Origin of the sequence: Rhodococcus sp. ACS1 (assembly GCF_002300155.1) — a bacterium.
Taxonomy (GTDB): Bacteria; Actinomycetota; Actinomycetes; order Mycobacteriales; family Mycobacteriaceae; genus Rhodococcus_F; species Rhodococcus_F koreensis.
Window position 1 is genome coordinate 1,429,416 of the sequence record NZ_NSDZ01000004.1, and the last position, 25,102, is coordinate 1,454,517.

The 25,102-nt window shown below is 67.2% G+C and carries 21 protein-coding genes and 1 pseudogene; 6 read left to right on the top strand and 16 right to left on the bottom strand.

What is annotated here, in order from left to right; translation table 11 throughout:
* Positions 1-66: 66 nt before the first annotated feature.
* Both lpdA and CJ179_RS18850 read left to right on the top strand, forming a co-directional pair.
* Complete coding sequence (lpdA, locus tag CJ179_RS18845) at positions 67-1,470, top strand: dihydrolipoyl dehydrogenase (RefSeq protein WP_072948424.1); 1,404 nt, start codon at positions 67-69, stop codon at positions 1,468-1,470.
* Between the two features lie 113 nt (positions 1,471-1,583).
* Positions 1,584-2,033: a DUF5709 domain-containing protein gene (locus CJ179_RS18850; RefSeq protein WP_095862742.1), complete on the top strand. Its 450-nt coding sequence runs from the start codon at positions 1,584-1,586 to the stop codon at positions 2,031-2,033.
* On the opposite strand, the gene CJ179_RS18855 is transcribed toward CJ179_RS18850, so the two are convergent.
* A complete protein-coding gene (locus CJ179_RS18855; RefSeq protein ID WP_095862491.1) occupies positions 2,026-2,436 on the bottom strand; it encodes a helix-turn-helix domain-containing protein in 411 nt (136 codons plus the stop codon). The genes CJ179_RS18850 and CJ179_RS18855 overlap by 8 nt on opposite strands.
* Before the next feature lie 123 nt (positions 2,437-2,559).
* Here CJ179_RS18855 and CJ179_RS18860 point away from each other — a divergent pair, with 123 nt between their 5' ends.
* A complete protein-coding gene (locus CJ179_RS18860; protein ID WP_095862492.1) occupies positions 2,560-3,417 on the top strand; it encodes an SDR family oxidoreductase in 858 nt (285 codons plus the stop codon).
* Positions 3,418-3,426: 9 nt separating this feature from the next.
* Here the strand turns inward: CJ179_RS18860 and atzF are convergent, their stop codons facing one another.
* The 5 genes from atzF to CJ179_RS18885 all read right to left on the bottom strand — a co-directional run bounded on the left by atzF (position 3,427) and on the right by CJ179_RS18885 (position 11,639).
* Positions 3,427-5,169 carry an allophanate hydrolase gene (atzF, locus tag CJ179_RS18865; protein WP_095862493.1) on the bottom strand — a complete coding sequence of 581 codons (1,743 nt, stop codon included), beginning with the start codon at positions 5,167-5,169 and terminating at the stop codon, positions 3,427-3,429.
* Positions 5,169-8,819, bottom strand: a complete 3,651-nt coding sequence (gene uca, locus CJ179_RS18870; protein ID WP_095862494.1) for an urea carboxylase — start codon at positions 8,817-8,819, stop codon at positions 5,169-5,171. The genes atzF and uca overlap by 1 nt, the downstream gene beginning before the upstream one ends.
* 70 nt (positions 8,820-8,889) lie before the next feature.
* Positions 8,890-10,329 carry a short-chain fatty acid transporter gene (locus CJ179_RS18875; protein ID WP_072948415.1) on the bottom strand — a complete coding sequence of 480 codons (1,440 nt, stop codon included), beginning with the start codon at positions 10,327-10,329 and terminating at the stop codon, positions 8,890-8,892.
* A gap of 42 nt (positions 10,330-10,371) precedes the next feature.
* Entirely contained in the window at positions 10,372-10,905 is a 534-nt protein-coding gene (locus CJ179_RS18880) for a carboxymuconolactone decarboxylase family protein (RefSeq protein WP_072948413.1), read from the bottom strand.
* Positions 10,902-11,639, bottom strand: coding sequence for an SDR family NAD(P)-dependent oxidoreductase (locus CJ179_RS18885; protein ID WP_257015618.1), 738 nt, complete (start codon positions 11,637-11,639; stop codon positions 10,902-10,904). Before CJ179_RS18885 ends, CJ179_RS18880 begins: the two co-directional genes overlap by 4 nt.
* 285 nt (positions 11,640-11,924) lie before the next feature.
* Between CJ179_RS18885 and CJ179_RS18890 the strand changes: the two are divergent.
* A pseudogene (locus CJ179_RS18890) lies at positions 11,925-13,167 on the top strand (IS110 family transposase).
* A gap of 87 nt (positions 13,168-13,254) precedes the next feature.
* Here CJ179_RS18890 and tnpA read toward each other — a convergent pair.
* Entirely contained in the window at positions 13,255-13,701 is a 447-nt protein-coding gene (gene tnpA / locus CJ179_RS18895) for an IS200/IS605 family transposase (protein ID WP_095862495.1), read from the bottom strand.
* 22 nt (positions 13,702-13,723) lie between these two features.
* Here tnpA and CJ179_RS18900 point away from each other — a divergent pair, with 22 nt between their 5' ends.
* The gene (locus CJ179_RS18900) at positions 13,724-14,872 is read left to right on the top strand and encodes an RNA-guided endonuclease TnpB family protein (protein ID WP_095862743.1); all 1,149 of its coding nucleotides are present in this window, start codon (positions 13,724-13,726) and stop codon (positions 14,870-14,872) included.
* Between the two features lie 151 nt (positions 14,873-15,023).
* Here the strand turns inward: CJ179_RS18900 and CJ179_RS18905 are convergent, their stop codons facing one another.
* From CJ179_RS18905 to urtA, 6 genes are read right to left on the bottom strand one after another with little or no spacing between them, the layout of a single operon-like run.
* The gene (locus CJ179_RS18905) at positions 15,024-15,722 is read right to left on the bottom strand and encodes a GntR family transcriptional regulator (protein WP_095862496.1); all 699 of its coding nucleotides are present in this window, start codon (positions 15,720-15,722) and stop codon (positions 15,024-15,026) included.
* Positions 15,722-16,435 carry an urea ABC transporter ATP-binding subunit UrtE gene (gene urtE / locus CJ179_RS18910; RefSeq protein WP_072939610.1) on the bottom strand — a complete coding sequence of 238 codons (714 nt, stop codon included), beginning with the start codon at positions 16,433-16,435 and terminating at the stop codon, positions 15,722-15,724. The genes CJ179_RS18905 and urtE overlap by 1 nt, the downstream gene beginning before the upstream one ends.
* Positions 16,422-17,267, bottom strand: coding sequence for an urea ABC transporter ATP-binding protein UrtD (gene urtD / locus CJ179_RS18915; protein WP_095862497.1), 846 nt, complete (start codon positions 17,265-17,267; stop codon positions 16,422-16,424). Before urtD ends, urtE begins: the two co-directional genes overlap by 14 nt.
* Positions 17,264-18,382: an urea ABC transporter permease subunit UrtC gene (gene urtC, locus CJ179_RS18920; protein ID WP_095862498.1), complete on the bottom strand. Its 1,119-nt coding sequence runs from the start codon at positions 18,380-18,382 to the stop codon at positions 17,264-17,266. Before urtC ends, urtD begins: the two co-directional genes overlap by 4 nt.
* Complete coding sequence (urtB, locus tag CJ179_RS18925) at positions 18,379-19,263, bottom strand: urea ABC transporter permease subunit UrtB (RefSeq protein WP_012689050.1); 885 nt, start codon at positions 19,261-19,263, stop codon at positions 18,379-18,381. The genes urtC and urtB overlap by 4 nt, the downstream gene beginning before the upstream one ends.
* Positions 19,264-19,311: 48 nt before the next feature.
* Entirely contained in the window at positions 19,312-20,562 is a 1,251-nt protein-coding gene (gene urtA, locus CJ179_RS18930) for an urea ABC transporter substrate-binding protein (RefSeq protein WP_095862499.1), read from the bottom strand.
* Positions 20,563-21,142: 580 nt separating this feature from the next.
* Between urtA and CJ179_RS18935 the strand changes: the two genes are divergently transcribed.
* Positions 21,143-21,880, top strand: coding sequence for a Pycsar system effector family protein (locus CJ179_RS18935; protein ID WP_143548912.1), 738 nt, complete (start codon positions 21,143-21,145; stop codon positions 21,878-21,880).
* A 39-nt stretch (positions 21,881-21,919) separates the two neighbouring features.
* Here the strand turns inward: CJ179_RS18935 and ramB are convergent, their stop codons facing one another.
* The 3 genes from ramB to CJ179_RS18950 form a co-directional block, all read right to left on the bottom strand.
* On the bottom strand, positions 21,920-23,332 hold the full coding sequence (gene ramB, locus CJ179_RS18940) for an acetate metabolism transcriptional regulator RamB (RefSeq protein ID WP_072939624.1): 1,413 nt from the start codon (positions 23,330-23,332) through the stop codon (positions 21,920-21,922).
* 62 nt (positions 23,333-23,394) lie between these two features.
* Positions 23,395-24,654, bottom strand: coding sequence for a formamidase (gene fmdA, locus CJ179_RS18945; protein ID WP_095862501.1), 1,260 nt, complete (start codon positions 24,652-24,654; stop codon positions 23,395-23,397).
* Positions 24,655-24,675: 21 nt separating this feature from the next.
* Positions 24,676-25,005: an FmdB family zinc ribbon protein gene (locus tag CJ179_RS18950; protein ID WP_373560146.1), complete on the bottom strand. Its 330-nt coding sequence runs from the start codon at positions 25,003-25,005 to the stop codon at positions 24,676-24,678.
* Positions 25,006-25,102 lie beyond the last annotated feature (97 nt).

Consider the following 25,102-nt stretch of genomic DNA (forward strand, 5'->3'; position numbering starts at 1 on the left):
AGGCTACCCGCGGGTAACGCGACCGCGTGGAGACAGCGAATCGGGACGGGACTACCCTGAACAACCGTGACCTCACACTATGACGTCGTTGTCCTCGGAGCCGGTCCCGGTGGGTACGTCGCTGCTATCCGCGCGGCACAACTCGGACTGAGCACTGCCATCATCGAGCAGAAGTACTGGGGTGGTGTGTGCCTGAACGTGGGCTGCATCCCCTCGAAGGCCCTTCTCCGCAATGCCGAACTTGCGCATCTCTTCACAAAAGAGGCCAAGTTGTTCGGCATCTCGGGTGAGGCGTCCTTCGACTTCGGCGCCGCGTTCGACCGCAGCCGCAAGGTTGCCGAGGGCCGCGTCAAGGGCATCCACTTCCTGATGAAGAAGAACAAGATCCCCGAGTACGACGGCAAGGGCACCTTCACCGACGCCAACACCATCGAGGTCGCGCTCACCAAGGGCGGCACCGAGACGATCACGTTCGACAACGCGATCATCGCCACCGGCAGCACCACCAAGCTGCTGCCCGGCACCGAGCTGAGCACGAACGTCGTCACTTACGAAGAGCAGATCATGACCCGGGAGCTGCCCGGTTCGATCCTCATCGTCGGTGCCGGCGCGATCGGCATGGAGTTCGGGTACGTGTTGAAGAACTACGGGGTCGACGTCACCATCGTCGAGTTCCTCGACCGCGCGCTGCCCAACGAGGACGCGGACGTCTCCAAGGAAATCGAGAAGCAGTACAAGAAGCTCGGCGTCAAGGTCATCACCGGCGCCGCCGTGCAGAGCATCGACGACGACGGCTCCAAGGTCACCGTCTCGATCAAGAACAACAAGTCCGGCGAGACCGAGTCGGTCGTCGTCGACAAGGTGATGCAGTCCGTCGGGTTCGCACCCCGCGTCGAGGGCTTCGGCCTCGAGAAGACCGGCGTGCAGCTCACCGACCGCGGCGCCATCGGCATCACCGACACCATGCAGACGTCGGTGCCGCACATCTACGCCATCGGTGACGTCACGATGAAGCTGCAGCTCGCGCACGTCGCCGAGGCGCAGGCCGTGGTGGCCGCCGAGACGATCGCCGGCGCCGAGACGCTGCCGATCGAGGACTACCGGATGATGCCGCGCGCGACGTTCTGCCAACCGCAGGTCGCCAGCTTCGGTCTGACCGAGCAGCAGGCCAAGGACGAGGGCTACGACATCAAGGTCGCGACGTTCCCGTTCGCCGCCAACGGCAAGGCACACGGCCTCGGCGACGCCACCGGCTTCGTCAAGCTGATCGCCGACACGAAGTACGGCGAGCTGATCGGCGGACACCTCATCGGCCCCGACGTCTCCGAGCTGCTGCCCGAGCTCACCCTCGCGCAGAAGTGGGACCTCACCGTCAACGAGCTGGCCCGCAACGTGCACACGCACCCCACGCTGTCCGAAGCCCTGCAGGAGGCCATCCACGGCCTCGCCGGACACATGATCAACTTCTGACCCGAACACCGACGAGGGCCCGCACAGTCTCTGTGCGGGTCCTCGTCGTTTCCGGGCGGATCCGTTCCGCGATCCGATGGCGAACTGCCCGCAGCGATGGCATCGTGGGGAAGATGACCATGCCGGACAGCACGCCAGAAGGATCCGAGGGCGAGTACAGCCTGGACGACGAAGACCAGCTGCAGCCGGAGGACACGTTGGTCGACCGAGGTGTGGACGACGTTCTCGACGAGGGGTATTCGCCTCCGGAGAAGCCGCTCGGGCTGAACGCGTTCGGAACGACGGCGGCCGAGCAGCGCGAAGGCGAGACCCTCGATCAGCGGCTCGCGGAGGAGGAACCGGATCCGGCGTTCGAGGAGGACGAGAACGTGGAAATCCTCGATGACAACGAGGTCGGACGGCAGCGTTCGGGGCGGCTTCTCGCCGAGAACGAGGGTGTGGGGGAGGACGAGGAGAAGGATCTCGTTGCTTTCGACATCGGAATCGACGGGGGAGCGGCGTCGGCGGAGGAGGCCGCGGTCCACATCGTCGACGAAGAGTCCGACCTCGACGAACTCAGCTGACGCCGCGACCGGCGTCGTACCTTTCTTGCGCTGCCAGAACGTCGGGTACGCGCGATTCGACCAGTTCGATCAGGTCGATCAGGCGTGAACCGACCTCGGCGCCGAGCGGCGTGAGGCTGTATTCGACCTTCGGCGGGATGGCCTCGAGCACGTCGCGAACCACGAGGCCGTCTCGTTCGAGTGCTTGCAGTGTCTGCGACAGCATGCGTTCGCTGACGCCGTCGACGCGTCGGCGGAGTGCGCTGAATCGGTAGTTTCCCTCGGTCAGTGCCGCGAGCGCGAGCACACCCCAGCGGCCGGTGACGGTCTGCAGGGTCTCGCGAGACGCGCAGTTGCGTGCGAAGACGTCCGCTTCGAGGGTGCGGTCTTCACTTTCCTGCGTTGGGTGAGCGGGCTCGGACATGCGTCCAGTGTATCCGACGAAGAGGAAGCACTTACTGAAGTATTTGCACTTACGAAAAATTAGTGCATGATGGAAAGTGAGCTTGAACAGTCAACTCGCACCACTACGCGCTAGGAGTTCGTCATGACCATCGCCGTCACAGGAGCAACCGGACACCTCGGCAGGCTCGTCGTCGAGGCACTGCTCGACAAGGGGACACCCGCCGCCGACATCGTCGCCGTGGTCCGCACCCCGGCCAAGGCCGCAGACCTCGCGGACAGGGGAGTCGAGGTCCGGCAGGCCGACTACAGCGATCGCGCCGCGCTCGAGACCGCATTCGCCGGCGTCGACAAGCTACTGCTCGTCTCCGGCAGTGAGGTCGGACAGCGGGTTGCCCAGCACGCCAACGTGATCGATGCCGCGAAGGCCGCCGCGGTCGGCTTCGTCGCCTACACCAGCGTTCTCGACGCGCAGAACAGCACGATCGGTCTGGCCGTGGAACACCGCGCCACCGAGGATCGGCTGGCACAGTCCGGGATCGACTTCGCGCTGCTCCGCAACGGCTGGTACTGGGAGAACTACCTCGGCAGCATTCCCGCGGCGGGCGAGACCGGTGCGCTGTTCGGGAGTGCCGGGACCGGTGTCGTCGCCGCTGCCGCCCGCAAGGACTACGCCGAGGCGGCCGCCGCCGTCCTGCTCTCCGACGGGCAGGCGGGCAAGGTCTACGAACTCGGCGGCGACGAGCGCCTGACGTACAGCGAACTGGCGGACGTCATCTCCTCCGTCATCGGAAAGCCGGTGTCGTACAAGGACCTTCCGCAGGCCGAGTACGCCGCGGCGCTCGAGGGTGCCGGACTGCCCGCACCGATCGCGAGTATGCTCGCCGATTCGGATGCGGGCGTGGCCATCGGCGCTCTCGACACCGAGAGCGGCGACCTGCAGAGGTTGATCGGCCGCAACTCGACCCCTGCCGCCACCGCCCTCGCCGTGAGTACTTCTTAACGTCGGCGGTTAAGAAGTACTCACGGGGCGCGAAGCGGCATAGGCAACCCAGCTGCCGAACTCGGTGATGTCCGTGGCCCCGTCGACCGCGTCGTGGGTGCAGCTGAAGCCCACCACGGCGCGGCCGTCGGACAATTCGACGCTCGTCAGGGCCATCGGGGCGGGCAGCGCCGCGAGGAAGCTACCCAGCCCCGCAGCGGACACGCGGAACAGTTCCCCGGAAATCGGGGAGCCCGCGCCGGGACCGCGGCGGACGAGGCCGGGCTTGGGCGGGGTGGTGTCGAGCGCGGTGAGCCGGTACGCGTCGGTGGTGGTGACGGTGTCGACGTAGCGTGCCCCGATGTCCTCGAGTTGGAAGTGCAGGGGCTGCCCGCGCAGGTGCGCGCCGAACACGGCCAGTTCCACCCCCTCCTCGACGAGGGTGGGCGCGGGCGCGCCGAGCAGCCGGGCGGCGAGGTCGACGGCCACCTGATCGGCGAACGCCGGCACCACGAACATGACCCCGAACGGTTCGCCGGCGGCGGTCGGGACACCCGGGACGGCGACCGCCGCCATGTCGAGCAGGTTGCAGAAGTTCGTGTAGGTGCCCATCCGCCGGTTGATGCCGATCGGATCCGCTTGCACGGCAGCGATGGTCGGGTGTTCGGTGGTGGTGGGCAGCAGGAGTCCGTCGAAACCGGCCAGCAGATCCCGCGTCTGCGCCTTGACGCGGGTGAGCGTGTCGAGGTCGGCGGCGAACTCGTGGCCCGCGGGCTTGCGCGCCGACTCGACGATGGCGGTGACCACAGGATCGGCACCCGCAGGTGCCGTGTCGAGGAATTGCCCGACGGCGGTGTACCGCTCGGCGACGACGGCGCCGTCGTACAGCAACCGGGCGGCATCGAGCAGCGGGGAGATGTCGACCGCCTCGACGGCGTACCCGCGGTCCGTCAACGACGCGACCGTGTCGGCGAACGCCGCGCGGTACTCCGGCGTCAGCAGGGCGAGATTTGCTTCCGTGGGAATCGCGACGCGTGCATGCGCGGGCGCGGCGAGCCGGACGTCGGACGGCCACGCACGGCTGCGCGGGTCCGCGGTCGCGGGGCCAGACATGATGCGGGCGGCAGTCACCGCCGTGTCGAGTTCAGAGGCGAAGACGGTGACGCAGTCGTAGTCGACGCACGCCGGAACGACCCCGTCGGCGGGGATGACGCCGAGTGTCGCCTTGATTCCGACGAGGCCGTTGAACGCCGCCGGGACCCGGCCGGATCCCGCTGTGTCGGTGCCGATTCCGATGTCGGCGATGCCGAGGGCGACGGCCACCGCCGAACCCGAGCTGGATCCGCCCGACACACGTTCGGGGTCCCACGAGCACCGGACGGCGCCGTACGGACTGCGTGTCCCGACCAGTCCGGTCGCGAACTGGTCGAGGTTCGTCTTCCCGAGTACGACAGCGCCCTGGTCGACCAGGCGGCGCACGGCACTCGCGGTGACGTCCGGGAGATAGGCGAACTCGGGGCACGCGGCCGACGTCGGGAGTCCGGCGACGTCGATGTTGTCCTTGACCGCCACGACCTTCCCGGCCAGGGGCAGGTGCTCGCCGGCGTCGAGACGGGCCTGCACGGCAACGGCATCGGCGTGGACGTCCTCGGCGGGCCGGAGGGTGATCCACACCTCCGGGCGGTCCACCTCGGCGATCCGCCGGAAGGCGTCCTCGACCCGGGCGGTGGGGGACAGGGCGGCCTGTCCTCGGTTCACGGCATCGACAGTCATCAGTTTTCTGCTCCAATCACGACGAGAGGGGTGCCCGGTTCGACGATCGCGCCCGGTGACACGAGGACTTCGAGGACGGTGCCCGGCGAGGTGAACGCGACCGGCATCTCGAGTTTCATCGCCTCGAGCACCACGGCGTTCTGGCCCGCTTCGACGCGCTGCCCGGCCTCGACCTCGACGCGCCACACGCTGCCGACCATCGGCGCCTCGACGACGACGGCGCCCGGCGGGAAGTCGCCGCGCGCGGCCGGCTCGGGTGCGGTGACCTGTTCGACACGGTCGAATTCGCCCGACGCGCGCCACGCCGACTTCTCGGTCTCGAACGCCGCGGACTGCCGGGCGTCGAACTCGGCGATGGATTCGGCGTTGTCCTGCAGGAACTTCAGATGGTCGGCGAACGCGAACGTGCCGTCGGAGATCTCCGCGTCGAACCGACCGGCCACCGCCTGCGCGCGGTACTCGCGCAACCGCTCCGGGGTGACGGGTTCCCACACGATGCGGTCGAAGAACCGGAACATCCAGGGTTTGCCCTCGTCGAACGGGCGGTGCTGCCGGTAACCCGACCAGATCGGGACGGTGCGGCCGATCAACTGGTAGCCGCCCGGCGACTCCATGCCGTAGACACACAGGTACTTGCCGCCGATCCCGACGGCGTCGGATGGCGTCCAGGTGCGGGCCGGGTTGTACTTGGTGGTGACCAGGCGGTGCCGCGGGTCGAGGGGCACGGCCAGCGGTGCACCGAGGTAGACGTCGCCGAGCCCCAGTACCAGGTATTCGGCGTCGAACACGGCGTCCCGGACGTCGTCGACGCTGCCCAATCCGTTGATCCGCCGGATGAATTCGGTGTTCGACGGCAGCCACGGCGCCTCGTCGCGGACCCCGCTGCGGTAGCGGTCGATGGCCTCCGCGATGGACGGGTCGTCGAACGACAACGGCAACCGGACCGTGCGACTCGGCACCACCAGATCGTGCGTCGCCGGCAGCAGCTCCTCGATGTCCTGGAGGATGTCCAGCAGCTTCCCGGCCGGGAGGCGGTCGGCGTCGAAGTGCAGGTGCAGTGACCGGACACCCGGCGTGATGTCGATGACGCCCGGCACGCGGCGCCGGACCAGCGCCTCCGACAACGCATGGACGCGCATGCGGAGTCCGAGATCCAGTTCCCGGTCCCCGTATTCGACGAGGACGTTGTCGTCGCCGGCGCGCAGGTACGCGACCTCCGGTCGGTCCAGAATCGGCGCGATGCGGTGCAGCACCCCGCCGTCGCTGTTCGACGACCGGGTCACCGCGGGCGGAACATCCAGTCTGCGAGACGAATCCGAAGAACGCAGTGAGTCCGCACCGTCGTCGGAGACCGCGACGAACCGCACGCTGTCGCCGGGCCGGATCTGCCCGAGCTTCCACCGGTGGGCCTTGGCGACGGTGAGCGGGCACGCGAAGCCGCCGAGGCTCGGCCCGTCGGGTCCGAGCAGAATCGGAGTGTCGCCCGAGACGTTGAGGGCTCCGACGCTGTACGGGTTGTCGTGCAGGTTCGACGGGTGCAGTCCGGCGTCGCCGCCGTCGGTTCTCGACCACACCGGCTTGGGGCCGTCGAGCCGGAGTCCGGTCCGGTTCGCGTGGGTCTGGACCTTCCAGGTGGTGTCGTAGAACTGTGCCATGTCGGAATCGGTGAAGTAGGCGGGCGCCGGCTGCGGTCCCTCGGTGACGGCGAGATGCCACACGTGCGTGAACTCCGGGATCGAGTCCTCCGGGACGGGATGCGGCGCGCCGAGACCCGTCGTGTTCTCGAACAGCGAGTCGTCGAACAGGCCCAGCACGTCGCCCGTCGCGACGGCCTTGCCCGTGATGCCGCCGAACCCGCCGAGCGTGAACGTGGCTGCGCTGCCGTGATAGAGCGGGGCGTCGATCCCGCCCCGGAACGCGACGTACGTGCGCAGACCCGTGTCCGCCGGAGTGCCGACGTCGAGTACGGATCCGGCCGGCGCTTCCACCGGGTGCCACAGAGGGATCGGCTCGCCGTCGAGGGTGACCGGGGCATCGGCGCCGCCCACGCAGATCACGGTGGCGTCCGAGAACACCAGGCGCGGCCCCTGCAGGGTGCATTCGAGCCCCGGTGCGCCGGCCGGATTGCCGACCGCCGTGTTGACCAGCTGGAACGACAGGTCGTCCATCGGCCCGGACGGGGGAATTCCGACCTCCCACAGGCCGATCCGGCCCGGATGGTCCTGCACCGTCGTCATGGTTCCCGCACGGAGGACGTCGACGCGACGCCCGGTGGCCCGCAGATCGGCCAGCGACTGCGTGGTGTGCGCGGCGTCCAGAACGGTGTCGGCGACGCAGATCCGCCGGAGCTGGGGAAGGTTGGTCTGGATTCCGTAGATGTGGGTGTCGGCGAGCGCCTCCGCGAGGGCGGCGAACGCCGCCGTGCGCCGGTGCCCGCGGGTGATCACCTTCGCCAGCATCGGGTCGTAGAAGGCGCTCACCTCGGTGCCCGTGTCGACCCACGTCTCCACCCGCGTGTGAGCCGGGAACTCCACACCCGTGAGGCGTCCGGCGCTGGGACGGTAGTCGTGGCCGGGGTCCTCGGCGTAGATGCGGGCCTCGACGGCGGTTCCCCTGATCTCGGGTCCGGAGTCGGGCAGCCCGTCCAGCATGGAACCGTCGCCGCGGGCGAGCCTCAGCATCCACTCGACGAGATCCACCCCGGTGACCTCCTCGGTCACCGGGTGCTCCACCTGCAGTCGGGTGTTCATCTCGAGGAACGACGCCTCACCGCGGTCCACGTCGTAGACGAACTCCACGGTTCCGGCCGACCGGTAGTTCACCGAGGACGCGAGACCGCGGGACGCGGCCAGCAGTCGCTCCACCACCTCGTCGGAGAGTCCGGGCGCCGGCGCCTCCTCGACCACCTTCTGATTGCGGCGCTGCAGCGAGCAGTCGCGGGTGCCGAGGCTGAGCGTGCGGCCGTGGCCGTCACCGAACACCTGCACCTCGATGTGCCGGGCGCGGGCCACGAAGCGTTCCAGGAACACCCCCGACGAGGAGAAGTTTGCCTGGGCGAGGCGCTGGACGCGGTCGTAGGCTTCGCGGAGCTCCGTGGCGTCGAAGCACGCCTGCATCCCGATGCCGCCACCGCCGCCGACCGCCTTGATCATCACCGGATAACCGATCTCGGAAGCCGCGGACAGGGCGGCGTCCGCGGAGTCGAGGAGCCCGCTGCCCGCGACGAGCGGGACGCCGACGGCGCGTGCGGCCTCGCGTGCCGTGTGCTTGTTCCCGAACGTGCGCAACTGTTCGGGAGTGGGACCGACGAACGCGATGCCCGCGGATTCCGCCGCCGCGGCGAACGCGTCGTTCTCCGACAGGAACCCGTACCCGGGATGAATCGCGCCTGCGCCCGTGGCGAGTGCGGCCTCCACGACGGCGTCGGCCCGCAGATACGACTCGTGGGCGGGAGCCGGGCCCAGCCGGACGGCGACGTCGGCCATCTCGACGTGCGCGGCCGCGGAATCGGCGTCGGAATACACCGCAACCGTCTTCAGTCCGAGAAGATGCGCGGTTCGCATGATGCGGCAGGCGATTTCGCCCCGGTTCGCGACGAGCAGGGTGTCGAAGGAGTACTCGATCGGCGGCGTATTCATCCCTGTGGACATGGTTGTATACGCTAAGGACGGGGTGTTTCACCGAGATTTCTCGAAGTAAAGCGTGGGTTAGTAACACCTCTCACGGTGTCGAGGGCTGCACCGGGGGGACGAAGTCGAACGTCGTGCCGAGCAGCCACACCAGCAGCAGGACCACCGGCAGGTGGAACATGAACTGCAGGAACGTGAATCCCACCAGATCGCGTGCCCTGAGCCCCAGCACCGCGAGCAGCGGCAGCATGAAGAACGGGTTGATCAGGTTCGGCAGCGCCTCGGCGACGTTGTACACCTGGACCGTCCAGCCCAGGTTCATCCCGACGTCGGTGGCCGACTGCATGACGTACGGTGCCTCGACCAGCCACTTTCCGCCGCCGGACGGCACGAACAGGCCCAGCACGACGGTGTAGAGGGCGATGACGACGGTGAACGCTCCGCCGCTGCCGATGTTCGTGAAGAACTCGGCCAGGTGCTCCGAGATGGTGAGGCCGTTTCTGCCCTCGGCCTTGGTGAGGATCGCGGCCATCGCGGCATACAGCGGAAACTGGACCAGGATGCCTGCCGTGGCCGGGACGGCCAGGGCGACGGCCTGCAGGAATTTACGCGGCGTCCCGTGCAGCACCAGCCCCAGCATGAGGAAGACCAGCAGATAGCCGTTCAGGCTGCTGACGACGGTGAGCAGGGGTTTGGTCGCCAGCTGAGAGACGAGCCATCCCAACGTCATCAGACCGGCCAGTATCGGCAGGATCCGGCTGTACTCGAGCCACTCTCCCGGTCGCGATCGAGGCGGGACGTCCTTCGGCCGGTCGTCGAGGTCCACCTCCAGGTCGTGGGCGGTGGTGACGGCGGCGCCCCTCGGCGCCGAGAAGTGGGCGATCACCACGGTCAGGGCGATGATGATCACGCACATCAGCAGCGACTGCCACGTGAAGATCGTGGTCCCGAAGTCGAGGACGCCGGTGATCGTCAGCAGCGCCGGCGGCAGGGACGCGGCGGTGGCCTGGAGTTGGGCGGCGGAGGACGACATGCCGAGCGCCCACACCGCGCCGAGGCCCATGAAGGCCGCCGCGCCCAGAGCGCGGTAGTCCACCCGCAGATCGGTTCGGCGCGCGATCGCCCGGGCCAGCAGCCCGCCGAACACCAGGCTGAGCCCCCAGTTCAGGAACGAGACCGACATGGACAGGAAGGCCACGAAACTGACTGCGCTGCGTGCAGTCCCGGGCACCGTCGCCAGACGGTCGATCAGCCGGGCCACCGGTGGGGACGTCGCGACGACGTACCCGGTCAGCACCACCATCGCCATCTGCAGGGTGAACGCGGTCAGATCCCAGAACCCGTCGCCGAACGCGTCCACCACTTCCTGCGGAGACGAACCGTTGGCCAGTGCGGCCACCGCGACGACGAAGACACCGACGAGGGCGAAGACGTAGGCGTCCGGAAACCACTTCTCCGTCCACCCGGCCAGCGACTGCGCAACCCGCGCCAGACCCTTCTCGGAACGGACGTCTTCGGTGGCGGAGGTCATGCAGCCGTTCCTCTTCTCTGCGTTCTCTGCGCTGTGCGGAACCTAGGAGTAGTCGCGTTCGATCCTCAGCGTCCCGATGGTGGTGGCCAGGGCGTCGTACTGGGTCACCAGAAAACAGAACTCGATCAGCCGGCGATCGTCGAAGTACACGCCGAGCGCCGACCACGTGGCATCGTCCAGATTGTCGGTGGTGACGAGTTGGTCGACAGCGGTGAGGATGGCGCGGCGGCGCGCGTCCCAGCCTTCCGCGTCGGGACCTTCCAGCACCTGTTCGAGCAGCGCCGGGGTGACGCCGGCCCGGCGTCCGAGGCGCACGTGGTGGTCCATCTCGTAGCCGCACTTCCGCAGGTGCGCCACCCGGAGGATGATCAGTTCGGTCTCGTGGCGGGAGATCTTTCCGCCCGGCATCAGCTTGCCGGAGTAGTGCAGCCACGCGCGGAAGAGACCCCCCGTGTGGCCCACCGTGCTGAACAGATGCGCGTCCGGGACGCCGGCGACGCGGGAGATGACGCGCCACAGCACCCAGTTGACGGGGCCGAGTTCCTTCAGACGTCCCGGTGGAATGCGTGCGGTCACGCCGCCCCCTCTCCTTCTACTCGCCCCCTGGCAGGAACGGTTGCGTGCGTGCGTAGTTCGATCGACCGGGTCATCTCGGTCGCCCGAGATGCGAGGCCCCGAAGTGGGAGGGCCCGGAGTGCGAGCATACGCACAGAATCCGTCCCGGGTACCCGGGACGGCGCGGAAATCCGGTTCTTCCGTCCCGCGATTCCCCGTTCGAGCGCGTCGACCGCCACCGTGATCGAGGACGTCCGGGCGAGTGCGCTGCCGCGGGGTGCGGGGACCGCGACGCCGTCGAAACCGATCAGGGTGCGATCGGTGTCGATCTCGCCGAGCCGGGCGATGCCGACCCGGGTCCCGAGCGGCTTCAACTCCTCCCGCAGCGCCTCGCCGAGTTCCTCGGCGCCGCCTCGCGTCGCGCTGTGAACGCCACGCAGCGGGTCGAATGCCGTCGACGATGCCACGACCAGCGCGTATCCGTTGCGATGCCCGATGTACGGCCCCGCGGCCCGCAGCGTGTGGTACGTCCCCAGCACGTTGACCTCGATGGCGTAGCGCATCACTTCCGGATCACCCGCGACAAGGTGCGCCGGGGGTGTCACGCCCGCGTTCGCGACGACGACGTCGAGGCCGCCGAGCCGGTCGGTGAGGTAGTCGAACGAGTCCTCGACGGCACGCCGGTCGCGGATGTCGCACCGGCGCCACAGGGGCGCTGCTCCGCCGTGGTGAGGGGAAATGTGGCGGTCGGTCACCGTGAGTGCGTGGTTTGCCGGTGATCGTCACGGCCGCAGTCCGGTGGGGTCGGTGCTGGTTGGGGGATACTTGAGGGGTGTTTCGGTCGACCCCGGATGCTCTATGGTGCCGGTGAGCCTGTGGATTAGTTTGGTGGCGGAGGGCACAGTTCGTCGTCCGCGGGAACCGTGGACTGTTGCCTTCGAGCACGAGTGTCAGAGTCCTGTTTCTATCCCCGCCCTCCCCGGAACACGCACCCATACAACCAGATACGTATCGGGCCCAGCCCGGGATCGGTGGCGGTGATGGACGTGGTGCACCCGCGATGCGCGGGAATCGACATCTCCAAGAAGGACGCGAAGGTGTGCGTGCGGATCCAGGGCCGCGGCAACAGACGCACCTCCTCCACGGTGACGACGTGGGGCGCGATGACCAACCAGATCCTCGCCCTGCGCGAGCACCTACTCGAGCGGAAGGTCACCTGCGTGGTGATGGAAGCCACCAGCAACTACTGGCGCCCGTTCTACTACCTGCTCGAGGAACTCCTCGAGGTGATGCTGGTCAACGCCCATGACGTCAGGACCGTGCCCGGCCGCAAGAGCGATGTCTCCGATGCCGCCTGGCTGGCCGATCTCGGGGCGCACGGGTTGGTCAGGGCCTCGTTCGTGCCACCGGAACCGATTCGTGTGCTGCGCGATCTCACCCGCGCCCGCACCATGATCACCCACGAGCGGACCCGGGAGATCCAACGACTCGAAAAGCTGCTCGAGGACACGGGGATCAAACTGTCTTCCGTCGCCACCGATGTCACCGGGGTCTCCGGGCGGTTGATGCTCGAGGCGCTCATCGACGGCCGTAACGATCCGGTCCAACTTTCCCAGTTGGCCAAGGGACGACTGCGGTCGCAGATTCCGGTGTTGACCGAGGCCCTGACCGGGCATTTCAGCGCCCACCACGCGTTCATGACCCGGCTGTTCCCAGGCCGGATCGACGCCCACACCGCCGACATCGACAAGCTCTCGGCCCGCATCGACGAGGCCATGGCACCTTTTCGGCCGGCCCGGGACCTGCTGATCAGCATCCCGGGCTTCTCGACGACCGTCGCCGAGATATTCATCGCCGAGACCGGCGGTGACATGCGGGTGTTCCCCACCGCCGGGCATCTGGCCTCGTGGGCGGGCGCCGCACCGGGGTCCAACGAGTCGGCCGGTCGGGTGAAATCCACGAAGACCCGGCCCGGAAACCGGTATCTCAAGGGCGCCCTCGCCCGCCGCCGCCCTCGCCGTCTCCCGCTCCAAGGGAACCTATTTCTCGGCGAAGTTCCGGCGCATCGCCGCGCATCGGGGGCCGATGAAGGCAGTCGTGGCGGTGGAGCACGCGATGCTCGTCGCCGCCTGGAACATGCTCACCCACGGCGACTTCTACCGTGATCCCGGGGCCGATTACTTCACCCGGCGCGTCCCCACGAAGACCAGGGCCCGCGCCATCAGTCAGCTCGAATCACTGGGCTACCGCGTCATCCTCGAACCCGCCGTCGGCACCGCATAACCACACGCCGGACCAACCACCTCCACCGCAACGACCGGCGGGTAACCGGGTCTGTCCTCACCGAATTGTGGTCACCATATTTTCGTATCAGCGCATCGACTTCGGCCTGCCGGGAGCGCGGGGCGGTCGCCGCTGTTGCTCGATGTACTGCCGGATGATCGAGATCGGTGCCCCGCCGCACGATGCGGCGAAGTAGCTCGGGGACCAGAGGTGCCCGTTCATGGAGTGCCGGTTCACCCATTCGCGATACTGGTCGCGCAGGCGGCGTGCGGAGACGCCTTTGAGGCTGTTCACCAGCTTCGAGACTTGGATGGTCGGAGGGTAGTCGATCAGCAGGTGCACGTGGTCGCCCTCCCCGTCGAACTCGACCAACCGGGAACCGAAGTCGTCGCACACGCTGCGCATCACCTGTTCGCAGGTGGTCAGCATCTCGTCGGTAAGGGCTCCCTTCCGATATTTGGTAACAAAGACCAAGTGGACGTGTAGGGCGGCAAAAACGGAGCGGCCACGTCTGTATTCCGGTTCAGAAACCATAGACCAATGATATTCTGTGGGTGTGCAGTTGCGATACCAGTACCGCGTCTATCCGACGCCCGGTCAGCAGGACATGCTGGCCCGGTCGTTCGGGTGTGCACGGGTGGTGTTCAACGACTGCCTGCGCATCCGCCAAGACGCGTATGCGGCCGGGGTGAGCCTGTCGGATACCGCCGTACAGAAGCAGGTGGTCACCGCGGCGAAAAAGACTCCGGAGCGGGCCTGGTTGGGCGAGGTCGCCTCGGTGGTGCTGGTGCAGGCGTGCCAGGACGCGCGGCGGGCGTACCGAAACTGGTTCGACTCGCTCTCCGGGAAACGGAAGGGCCGCATGGTCGGCGCGCCGCGGCTGCGGTCCCGCCGGGACAATCGGCAGACGATCCGTCTGACCCGCAACGGGTTTTCGATCCGACCGAACGGGAAGCTGTACGTGGCGAAGGTCGGCGAGGTGGAGGTCGCCTGGTCCCGCGATCTGCCGTCGGAACCGTCGTCGGTGACGATCATCAAGGATGCGGCGGGCCGGTATTTCGCGTCGTTCGTGGTCGAGACGACCGACGAACCGCTGCCGCCGGTCGATGCGGAGGTCGGGATCGACCTCGGGTTGGCGACGTTCGCGGTGCTGTCGAACGGCGAGACGATCAGCTCGCCGAAGTTCCTGCGCCGTGCCGAACGCAAGCTCGGCAAGGCGCAGCTGGTTCTCTCGCGCAAGGAGAAGGGCAGCAACAACCGGGTCAAGGCACGTCTTCGCGTCGCGAAGGCCCACGCCAGAGTGTCCGACGCCCGCAGGGACTGGGCGCACAAGCATTCCACGGCGATCATCCGCGAGAACCAAGCGGTGTTCGTCGAGGATCTGTGCGTGCGGGGGCTGGCGCGGACACGGTTGGCGAAATCGGTACACGACGCCGGGTGGGGGATGTTCACCCGCATGCTGGAGGAGAAAGCCGCCCGCTACGGGCGCACCTTCGTCAAGGTGGACCGGTTCTATCCGTCGTCGCAGATCTGCTCCCGATGTGGGGTCCGGGGCGGCCCGAAACCGCTCTCGATCCGGGAGTGGACATGCACGGCGTGCGACGCGGTTCACGACCGCGACGTCAACGCCGCGAAGAACATCCACGCCGCAGGACGTGCGGAGTGGCTAAACGCCTGCGGAGGGGCCGTCAGCCTTCCCTCCTAGAGGGAAGCGAGCCCCAGTGAAACAGGAACCCACCCCAGCGGCGCGCAGCGGCGCAGAAGGAATCCCGGCCGTTCACGGCCGGGAGGACGTCAAATGAAGCGAGTTCCCACAAACAACAAACAACAACGTCCCACCGAGTTGGACAACTGTCTCAATCACGGATCGCCCAGGCCATCCGCGCGAGGGAAAGCGCCTGTTCTGCGCGCTCGATCACCACCTCCCGCGACTCGCTGATGTGCGCGAGCAGCGTGTCGTACGCGGTATCGAGCTTGCCGTCGAGTGCGAACTCGGCCACCGCGATGTGCTCGTCGACGGTCGCGCGCATGCGGTCGGGGGTCAGGTAGTCGAACATCCGGACCGGCCGAACCTTCGCGTTCACGCTGACGAGCGCATCGGACAGCGCCCGGTTTCCGGCCGACCGCAGTAGCACCGTGTGGAACTGCTCGTCGAGCGCCACGAATCCGGCGTCCGGCTCGGGGTTCTCCTTCCGCAGCGCGTACCACCGCTCGAGTTCCGGTCCCAGAACGTCCGGGTCGTGCGACAGCGACTCGTCGGCACGGACCCGGGCGATGCCCTGAAGCTCGAGGGTGATGCGCAGTTCGTACAGTCCGGCCAGTTCGTCGATGCGGGGGCGGTACGGAAACAGCCCGCCGACGTCGCGCTGGACCAGTCCGTCGGCGAGGAGCCGGGCGAGGGCCTCCCGCACCGGTGTCCGCGACACTCCATAGGTGTCGGCGAGACGCTCCTCGCCGAGCCGCTGTCCCGGCGGGATCCGGCCGCTCATCAGATCGGTGCGCAGCGACAGGTACACGTGGTCGCTGAGGGAACCGGCCGGTTCTCGGCGGGCCATCAGATCGCCATCGCCGCGCGGACGTCGGAGACCGCGGTCCGGACGTCGGAATCGGGTGCGGCGCCGCCGTCGCCGGACGACGTGACCCGCCCGGACTCGAGCACGTAGTAGCGCTCGGCGGATTCGAGCGCGAAGCCGATGTGCTGTTCCACCAACAGCACTCCGAGGCCGCCGCGGCGGGTGAGTTCCATGATCGTGCGTTCGATCTCCGTCACGACGGACGGCTGGATTCCCTCCGTCGGTTCGTCGAGGATCAGCATCTTCGGTTCCGTGATCAGCGCCCGCGCGATGGCGAGTTGCTGACGCTGGCCCCCGGAGAGGAGACCGGCGCGCCGGTCGAGCAGGCCGCGCAGCGCCGGGAACAGGTCCAGCGCCTCGCCGACGAGTTCCTTGCCGCGCTTGCGGCCGTCCGCCACCACCTGCAGGTTCTCCGCGGTCGTCAGCTGACCGAACGACTGCTGGCCCTGCGGCACGTACGCGAGGCCGCGCGCCACCCGGGCGCTGGGCCGCAGCGCCGTGACGTCCTCGCCGTCGAACAGCACCCGCCCGGAATTCACCTTGATCAGTCCGACCGCGGCCCGGAGAAGCGTGGTCTTGCCTGCGCCGTTGTGTCCCATCACCGCGGCGACCCCGTCCGACGGGACCGTCAGCGACACTCCGTGGATCACCTCGGTTCGGCCGTACCCGGCCCGGACGTCGTCAAGCTCGAGCATCGCTGTCCTCCTTCGAAACGTCGGGCTGCAACTCGGGGGCGGCGCCCGCCGCGGCGGTCCCGAGGTACACCTCCTGCACACGTGGATCGGCCTGCACCTGCTCGACCGTTCCCTCGCTCAGCACCTTCCCGGCGTGCAACACCGTCACCGAGGTCGCGAACGCGCGCATGAAGTCCATGTCGTGCTCGACCACCACGACGGTCCGTTCACCGCCGATGCGGCGCAGCAGGTTTCCCGTCTCCTCGCGTTCCTCGTGGCTCATGCCCGCCACCGGCTCGTCGAGCAGCAGGACCGAGCAGTTCTGCACCAGGAGCATGCCGATCTCGAGCCACTGCTTCTGCCCGTGCGCGAGGATTCCGGCCGGGGTGTCGCGGAGCTTGCCGAGACCCGTGACGTCGAGCGCCTCCTCGATCGCGGGGAGCACCGTCTTGCGGCGGCGCAGCAGGGTGAGCGCGGAGCGGCCCGCGCCCGCGGCGATGTCGAGGTTCTGGAGCACCGACAGGTCCTCGAACACACTCGCCGTCTGGAACGTGCGGCCCACGCCGAGCCGGGCGATGCGGTGCACCTTCTTGCCGATCAACTCGACGCCGGATTTCGTGACCGATCCCGTCGCGGGGACGAGCCCGGTGATGGCGTCGACCAGCGTGGTCTTGCCCGCGCCGTTGGGGCCGATCAGGAACCGCAGATCGCCCTGCATCAGGGTGAGGTCGACGCCGTCGACCGCCTTGAAGCCGTCGAAGCTGACCCGCAGGTCCCGGACCTCGAGGTACTCGCTGGACATTCCGGCGTTGCCGCCGAGCACCGGCTCCCTGGTTGTGGTGGGAATCGTCATCGCGCCATCTCCATTCGTTCCGCCGCCTCGGTCTCGTCCTCCGGACCGGGCCGTGGCTGCTGCTCGGACGCGGCCTTCTGCTTGCGCTTCAGCAGCGCGAACAGTCCCGCGACACCTGCGGGGAAGAATCCGACTACCACGATGAACAGCAGACCCTGCGCGTAGATCCAGCCGGACGGGAACGACTCCGAGAAGGCGCTCTGCGCCCACGCCACCCCGATCGCGCCGAGGACGGGGCCGAGGAGCGTGGCGCGTCCGCCGATGGCCACCCCGATCAGGAACGCGATCGACGGGACGATCCCGACGTCGGCGGGGGAGATGATGCCGACGATCGGCACGAACAGCGCACCGGCGAGGCCTGCGAAGAATGCTGCCGTCACGTAGGCGACGAGTTTGATGTTCGCCGGGTCGTACCCGAGGAAGCGCACCCGCTCCTCCTGATCCCGGACGGCGACGAGCAGTTCGCCGTACCGGCTGTTCATCAGCTGCCGGGTGACGGCGACGACGGCCAGCAGCACGCCTGCGGCGATGAAGAACAGCATCTGCTTGTTGGCGGGATCGTTCAGGTTGAAACCGAAGAACGTGCGAAACCGGTTGAGGCCGTTGCTTCCTCCGGTGCTCTGCTGACCCACCAGCAGGATGGCGAACGCGGCGGCGAGTGCCTGGCTGAGGATCGCGAAATACGCGCCCTTGACGCGGCGCTTGAACACGCCGAGGCCGAGGACGAACGCCACCGACGCGGGGACCAGGAGGATTCCCAGGATCGTCACGATCGGCGACGTGAACGGCACCCAGTAGCCCGGCAGTTCGCGGATGCCCGCGATCTGCATGAAGTCGGGCACGGTGTCGCCGCGGAGTTCGGCGTCGGCGATCTTCAGATGCATCGCCATCATGTACGCGCCCAGTCCGAAGAACACACCCTGGCCGAGCGTGAGCATGCCGCCGCGGCCCCAGGCGAGGCCGATCCCGACCGCGACGATCGCGAAGCACAGGAACTTGCCGAGCAGACTCAGCCGGAAGTCGCTGAGGACCGCGGGGGCGAGAACGAACAGAAGCAGCGCGGCCAGCGCGAATCCCGCCCACGCGCGGTAGCGGCCACTCGTCAGGATGCTCATACGAGACTCCTCGTCTTGACGGCGAACAGGCCCTGCGGCCGAACCTGGAGGAACACCACGATGACCACGAACACGATGACCTTGGCGATCGACGCCGTGGTCGAGTACTCGACGAACGAATTGAGGATGCCGAGCGCGAACGCGGCGATCACCGCACCCTTCATCTGGCCCAGGCCGCCGACCACGACCACCAGGAACGCGTCGATGAGGTAACTCTGGCCGATGGTCGGGCTCGTCGAGCCGATCAGGGTCAGCGCCACACCCGCGACGCCCGCCAGCCCGGAACCGATGAAGAACGTCGTCACATCGGTTCGGCGACTGGAGATCCCGCTCGTCTCCGCGAGGTCGCGGTTCTGTACAACGGCGCGGATGCGGCGTCCCATCGACGACTTCTGCATCGCCAGCGACAGCGCGACGACGGCCACGACGGCGAGCACCAGGATGAACAGCCGCGTCTTCGGGACCACCGCGCCCAGGATCTCCACCCCGCCGGACAGCCAGCCCGGTGCGGCGACGTTGACGGCGGGCGCCCCGAAGACGTCGCGGGCCAATTGCTGCAGGATCAGTCCCACACCGAACGTCACCAGCAGCGTGTCCAGCGGCCGGTGGTACATCCGCTTCACGAGTGTCACCTCGAGCAGGACGCCCATCGCACCACCGACCACGAAACCGACGAGCAGAGAAATGAACAGAGAACCGGTCGCGCTCGACACCACCTGCTGCACCACGTAGGCCGTGTACGAGCCGGCCATGATGAATTCGCCGTGCGCCATGTTGATGACGCCCATCTGGCCGAACGTCAACGACAGCCCCAGCGCCGCGAGCAACAGGATCGATCCGATACTCAACCCGGTGAACAGCTGTCCGATCACTACATCCATCGATGTATGTCCTCTCTCTTCCCTCGTGCTCGTCGGACCGTGTTCCAGCTACCCCAGCGACTCGGCCCACGGGTAGGACTTCAGGTACGGGTCCGGCTGAATCGGGGTGCCCGAATCCCAGACCGTGTAGATTAGGCCGTCGCCGCGGATCTCACCGATGCGCGCGGTCTTGGTGATGTGATGGTTGGACCCGTCGATGGTGACCAGTCCCTCCGGCGCGGCGAACGTGACACCGTCCGCGTTGTCCTGGATGTCCTTGGTGGCGAAGGAGTTCGCCTTCTCGACGGTGTTCTTCCACAGGTACACGGACGTGTACGCGGCTTCCATCGGGTCGGACGTCGGCTTGTTCGCGCCGTACCGGGCCTTGTACGCGTCGACGAACTTCTTGTTCTCCGGCGTGTCGATGGTCTGGTAGTAGTTCCATGCGGTCAGCTGACCTTCGATGTTCTGGACGCCGATGCCGCCGACCTCCTCCTCGGCGATCGACACCGACACGACGGGCATGTCGGCGGGCTTCAGGCCGACGTTCGCGTACTCGCGGAAGAAGGCGACGTTGGAATCGCCGTTCAGGGTATTGAACACGGCGTCCGCGTCGGCGGAGCGGACCTTGTTGACGATGGTCGAGAAGTCGGTGGAGCCGAGCGGTGTGTAGTCCTCGCCCTTGATCTCGATGCCGTTGGCATCCGCGTACGCCTTGATGATGCGGTTGGCCGTTTGCGGGAACACGTAGTCGCTACCCACCAGGTACAGCGACTTGACGCCCTTCTCCTTCAGGTAGTCGAGAGCGGGCACGATCTGCTGGTTGGTGGTCGCGCCGGTGTAGAAGATGTTCTTCGAGTCCTCGAGCCCCTCGTACTGCACGGGGTAGTAGAGCAGCGAGTTGTTGTCCTCGAACACCGGCAGCATCGCCTTGCGGCTCGACGACGTCCAGCCGCCGAACACGGCTGCGACGCAATCGCTGCTGATGAGCTTCTCGGCCTTCTCCGCGAACACGGTGGGCTCCGAGGCGCCGTCCTCGGCCACGATCTGGATCTTCTTGCCGAGCACGCCGCCCGAGTTGTTGATCTCGTCGACCGCGAGTGCGATCGAGTCCCGGACGGTCACCTCACTGATGGCCATGGTGCCGGACAGCGAGTTCAGAGACCCGACCTTGATCGTGTCCCCGGACGTGTCCACACAGGACGCCGCGGTGGACTCGCCGGCCGTGTCGGACGCCTTGCTGCCGCAACCGGTCAGCACGAGCCCGATGGCGGCGAGCGCGGTCGGTGCAGCGAGGGCGCGCTTGGAGAAGGTGCGCATGTACGGGCCTTTCCGTCGGAGGACTTGGTGGACCTCCGCAACCCGGGACATGTATCCGCCCCACGTATACAGAGGTGTATTCGTGGGGCGAACATTAAGCGGCCGTTGTTGCGTCCGAATGTCTGTCGGTGACGTGTTCGTGACGCGAATTACGGTTGCGTGAACAAGCGCTCACAGCGCTGACACGCGGCCGGATCCTGCCTGCACCCGCGGCCAATGCCACACCGGTTCAGTCGGATTGAACCACCGTGACGTCGGTCCGCGCCGGCAGCAGTCGATCCCCGCGACTGATTCTGCCGGACACGGCGGGACCCGTGTGGTACGACGACCATTTGCCGTTCAAAAGGTCAGTGACAATTGCGGAGCCCGGGAGCACGATTGAAACAGACCGTTTGCGATGTACTGAGCCCCGGACAAAGCGGCAAGCGCACAGTTCACCGCGCGACCCGTGAGGTGGCGAATTCGAATGACAACGGGATCGAAAAGCCGGGCGTCGAGGAGGAGCCATCACCGGCACACCGGCTCGCAGTCGTCTGACGGTGCTGCACATTCTTCTGCCGGCGCCACGCCCACCGCGCCGGTGACCACTGGATCCGATCGCGGACTCGATCAGGAACGCCTCGACGTGATGAGGGACAAGGCTCGCGTCGACACCGCCTGGGAGATCCAGAAGGCGCTCCTCGATTGGAATGGCCGGGTGGACATACGAGCGACGTTCACTCTCACCATCGATACCGCTCTGATCGGTGCCGTCATTGCACTGTCGACGGACGGCGGTCTGTTCGCTGGTCTGGGCGGCGCGTCGCGTGTCTTCAACTTCGTGGGCGTGGCCTTCGTGTTCGCTTCGGCACTGTGCGCTGTGGCGGTGGTGACTCCCGTGCTGCGGCGCAGAAGTGTGCTCCAGTCGGAAGCGAGGAACCACAACAAATTCATCTATTACGGGCATCTCCGACAGCTGTCCGACACGGAAATTCATCGGTACTTGGAATTGGACGGTCCGGCGATCCTCGGCGCTCTGTCCCACGAACTGAAGTACACCGGTGACAATGCCTGGCGAAAGAACCGCTTCACACAACTCGCCTTGTTGTTCACCACCGTAGGGTCGGTGCTTCTCTTTCTCAGCTTTCAGACGACAATATGGGCGTATGCAGTTGCAGTCGGTCTGATGGTGTTCTTCGTCTTCGTCTTGCATCCGGTGCGTCAGGACCGTATCGACGACCTCAAACGGTACTTACTCGCGCCCGTGCCCACTCGTCTGCGAAGAAATCTGGCAATCCGGTGGGGGAGATTCGCGCGTTGGCTGTGGGGTCCCGAATAGCGGTGTGGCCGGTACCTCGGCGCGGGTCAAGGTCGTGAGCTAGCGGATCAGATACGGGGAGACCGAACTCTGGTGCTCGCTGATGTCGAGTTGCTTACCGAGTGGCGGGAACGCGCGCTGCGGGCAGTTGACCCGCTCACACACCCGGCAGCCGGCGCCGATCGGGGTGCCCGGGTTGGAATCGTCGAGGTCCAGACCGTCGCCGTACACGAGCCGGTGCGCGTGCCGGATCTCGCAGCCCAGCCCGATCGCGAAGATCTTGGCGGGCTGACCGTAACGCTGGGCGCGGCGTTCGACGGTGCGGGCGATCCACAGGTACCGGCGGCCGTCCGGCATCTGTGCGATCTGGTTCATGATCTTGCCCGGGTACGCAAACGTCTCGTACACGTTCCACAGCGGGCACGTGCCGCCACTGGTGGAGAAATGGAACCCGGTGGCGGACTGCCGCTTCGACATGTTGCCCGCCCGGTCGACGCGCACGAACATGAACGGGACACCGCGTAGCTTCGGACGCTGCAGCGTGGAGAGACGGTGGCAGATCGTCTCGTAGCTCACCGAGTAGAACGCCGACAAGCGCTCGATGTCGTACCGGAAATCCTCGGCCACGTCGTGGAACTGGCCGTAGGGGAGGACCGTCGCCGCGGCGAAGTAGTTGGCCAGCCCGAGCCGGGCGAGCGCGACGGACTCGTCGCTCGTGAAGCCGCCCTCCGCCACCAGCTTGTCGAGCAGGTCGCCGTATTCGAGGAACGCCAGCTCGGTCGCGAACTTGAACACCTGCTGCCCACCCGACAGGTGCGGTGAGATCTCCAGCAGCCGCGACCCGGGGTCGTACCGGTGCAGGACGTTCTCGCCGAGGTCGATGCGCTTGACGATCTGCACGTCGTGCACGGTCTGCAACCGGCGGGCGATCTCACCGCCGACGTCGCCGCGGTGGAACCGCATCCGCGCCGTCAGTTCCTCCGCCGCCGTGTCGAGTTCGTGCAGGTAGTTCTGCCGCTGATAGAAGTAGTCGCGGACCTCTTCGTGCGGCATCGTGATCGCGCCGCTGCCGCTGCCGTCGCTGTAGCGGTCCTCCGTCGCGAGAGCCAGCTGGGCGGTGGTGTTGCGGAAGCGGCGGTGCATGTTGACCATCGCCTTCGCCAGGCCCGGATGCGAGGCGACCATCTCCGCGATCTCCTGGGCGTCCGCGTCGATGCCCATCTCCTGGTCCAGCGCGACCTCGCGCATCTCCGCGATCAGGCGCGTGTCGTCCTGAGAGGAGAAGAACGTGGTGTCGACGCCGAAGACCTCGCTGATCCGCAACAGCACCGGCACCGTGAGCGGCCGGACGTCGTGCTCGATCTGATTGAGGTAACTCGCGGAGATCTCCAGCGTCTTCGCCAGCGCCGCCTGGCTCAGACCACGCTCGGTTCGGAGCTGACGCAACCGGGTGCCGACGAAGGTCTTGGACATACGGCAATGGTACCGGTGCAGGTCAGGTGTGCGAACGGAACCTTCGCAAGATTTACTCGCGATCAGGTCCTGTTCTCCGAGCGCGGCGCGCCGACGCCCGGGTCGATCCGGAACGGACCCGACGCGGACGGTGCGACGGGGAAGTCGAACATCGCCGTCGGTAGGTACACCGTCGAGCAGGAGTTCGGAATGTCCACCACCCCGGACAGCCGGCCCTCGATCGGGGCGGCGCCGAGCAGGAGGTAGGCCTGCTCGGGGCTGTACCCGAACTTGGTGAGGTAGTCGATCGCGTGAAGACACGCGCGCTGATACGACAGGTGCGAGTCGAGGTACTTCTGTTCCCCGTCGAGGGTGACGGACGTTCCGGAGAACGCGAGCCACTCCGAATACTGCGGGTCGGTGTTGCCGGGCATGAAGATCGCGTTCTCGGACACGCCGTACGTGTCCATGCCGCCCTTGATGACGTCGACGCGCAGGTCGATGAAGCCGCCCATCTCGATGGCGCCGCAGAACGTGATCTCGCCGTCGCCCTGGGAGAAGTGCAGATCGCCGACGGACAGGTTCGCGCCGTCGACGAACACCGGGTAGAAGACGCGGCTGCCCTTGGTGAGGTTCTTGATGTCCTGGTTGCCGCCGTTCTCGCGTGGGGGCGCGGTGCGGGCGGCCTCGCCGGCGACGCGGTCGAAGTCGGCGCCCGACAGGGACCCGAGGACGGCGTCCTGCGGTTCGGGCGGCAGGGCGAGTGGGGGAACCCGGCCCGGGTCGGTGGCGATGAGCGCACCCTCCCTCGCGTTCCACTTCGACAGGAGTGCGGCCGACGGCGCGGTGCCCATCAGTCCGGGGTGGACGATGCCGGTGAACGAGACGTGCGGGACGTGCCGCGACGTGGCGGTCTGACCGGAGAAGTCCCAGACGGCCTTGTAGGCGTCGGGGAACTGCTCGGTGAGGAATCCGCCGCCGTTGTGGCGGGAGAAGATTCCCGTGTACCCCCAGCCCTGGCCGGCCAGCGGGCCGGAATCCTCCTGGGGGATGGGTCCGACGTCCAGGATGTCGACGATCAGCAGGTCGCCGGGCTTCGCGCCCTCCACGGCGAACGGCCCGGACAATGTGTGGACCGTGGTGAGGGGCGCGTTCAGGATGTCGTCGGCGGAATCGTCGTTGTGGATGGCGCCGTCGAACCATTCGCGGCAGTGGACGCGGAAGGAGTCGCCCGGTTTCACCGTGACCGCGGCCGGGATGTCGGGGTGCCAGCGGTTGTGACCGACGATCGCCTGATCGGTGAACTTCTTCGAGGAATCGAGCGGAAACAGCAGTTCGGGCATGTGCGCTCCTTCGGTGGCCGGTCAGGGACGAGGAAGTCGGCGGTGCAGCGGATTGCTCGTGACGGGTGGACGTCCGGCCGTGGCCGGGGGCGGCGGACCGGTCACGACGTCCGGTTCGTGAGCCGACCTCTTCGTGCGGTCGAGGAGGTTCATCGCGGACGAGGATCCGTGTCCGAGGCGCGGGGAGGACACGAGTCGGGCGGCGTCGCCTTCGCATCCGGGGCAGGGGACCGATCGGGGCACGTCGGCCATGGGGAACGACCGCTCGAACGGGCCGCAGTCGGCGGCGCATCGGAATTCGTACAGCGGCATCGTGGTGCCCTTCGCCCGGAGGAGACCATTCGAGGTCACGGTAGCCGACCCGATCCGTGATTGCAGTCACATCGGATGCGTCGAGGCTCCTGCGCAGGCGGTGAACGGCACGGTCCGACGGGAGCAACTATCTGTG

Excerpts from the sequence above, each read along its gene's own strand:
- uca (WP_095862494.1), bottom strand. The coding sequence starts at position 8,819 with ATGTCCACAGGGATGAATACGCCGCCGATCGAGTACTCCTTCGACACC.
- urtA (WP_095862499.1), bottom strand. The coding sequence starts at position 20,562 with ATGCGCACCTTCTCCAAGCGCGCCCTCGCTGCACCGACCGCGCTCGCC.
- tnpA (WP_095862495.1), bottom strand. The coding sequence starts at position 13,701 with ATGGTTTCTGAACCGGAATACAGACGTGGCCGCTCCGTTTTTGCCGCC.
- CJ179_RS18875 (WP_072948415.1), bottom strand. The coding sequence starts at position 10,329 with ATGACCTCCGCCACCGAAGACGTCCGTTCCGAGAAGGGTCTGGCGCGG.
- urtD (WP_095862497.1), bottom strand. The coding sequence starts at position 17,267 with ATGACGATTCCCACCACAACCAGGGAGCCGGTGCTCGGCGGCAACGCC.
- fmdA (WP_095862501.1), bottom strand. The coding sequence starts at position 24,654 with ATGCCCGAACTGCTGTTTCCGCTCGATTCCTCGAAGAAGTTCACCGAT.
- CJ179_RS18905 (WP_095862496.1), bottom strand. The coding sequence starts at position 15,722 with ATGGCCCGCCGAGAACCGGCCGGTTCCCTCAGCGACCACGTGTACCTG.
- CJ179_RS18850 (WP_095862742.1), top strand. The coding sequence starts at position 1,584 with ATGACCATGCCGGACAGCACGCCAGAAGGATCCGAGGGCGAGTACAGC.
- urtC (WP_095862498.1), bottom strand. The coding sequence starts at position 18,382 with ATGAGCATCCTGACGAGTGGCCGCTACCGCGCGTGGGCGGGATTCGCG.
- CJ179_RS18855 (WP_095862491.1), bottom strand. The coding sequence starts at position 2,436 with ATGTCCGAGCCCGCTCACCCAACGCAGGAAAGTGAAGACCGCACCCTC.
- urtB (WP_012689050.1), bottom strand. The coding sequence starts at position 19,263 with ATGGATGTAGTGATCGGACAGCTGTTCACCGGGTTGAGTATCGGATCG.
- urtE (WP_072939610.1), bottom strand. The coding sequence starts at position 16,435 with ATGCTCGAGCTTGACGACGTCCGGGCCGGGTACGGCCGAACCGAGGTG.
- ramB (WP_072939624.1), bottom strand. The coding sequence starts at position 23,332 with ATGTCCAAGACCTTCGTCGGCACCCGGTTGCGTCAGCTCCGAACCGAG.
- atzF (WP_095862493.1), bottom strand. The coding sequence starts at position 5,169 with ATGACTGTCGATGCCGTGAACCGAGGACAGGCCGCCCTGTCCCCCACC.
- CJ179_RS18860 (WP_095862492.1), top strand. The coding sequence starts at position 2,560 with ATGACCATCGCCGTCACAGGAGCAACCGGACACCTCGGCAGGCTCGTC.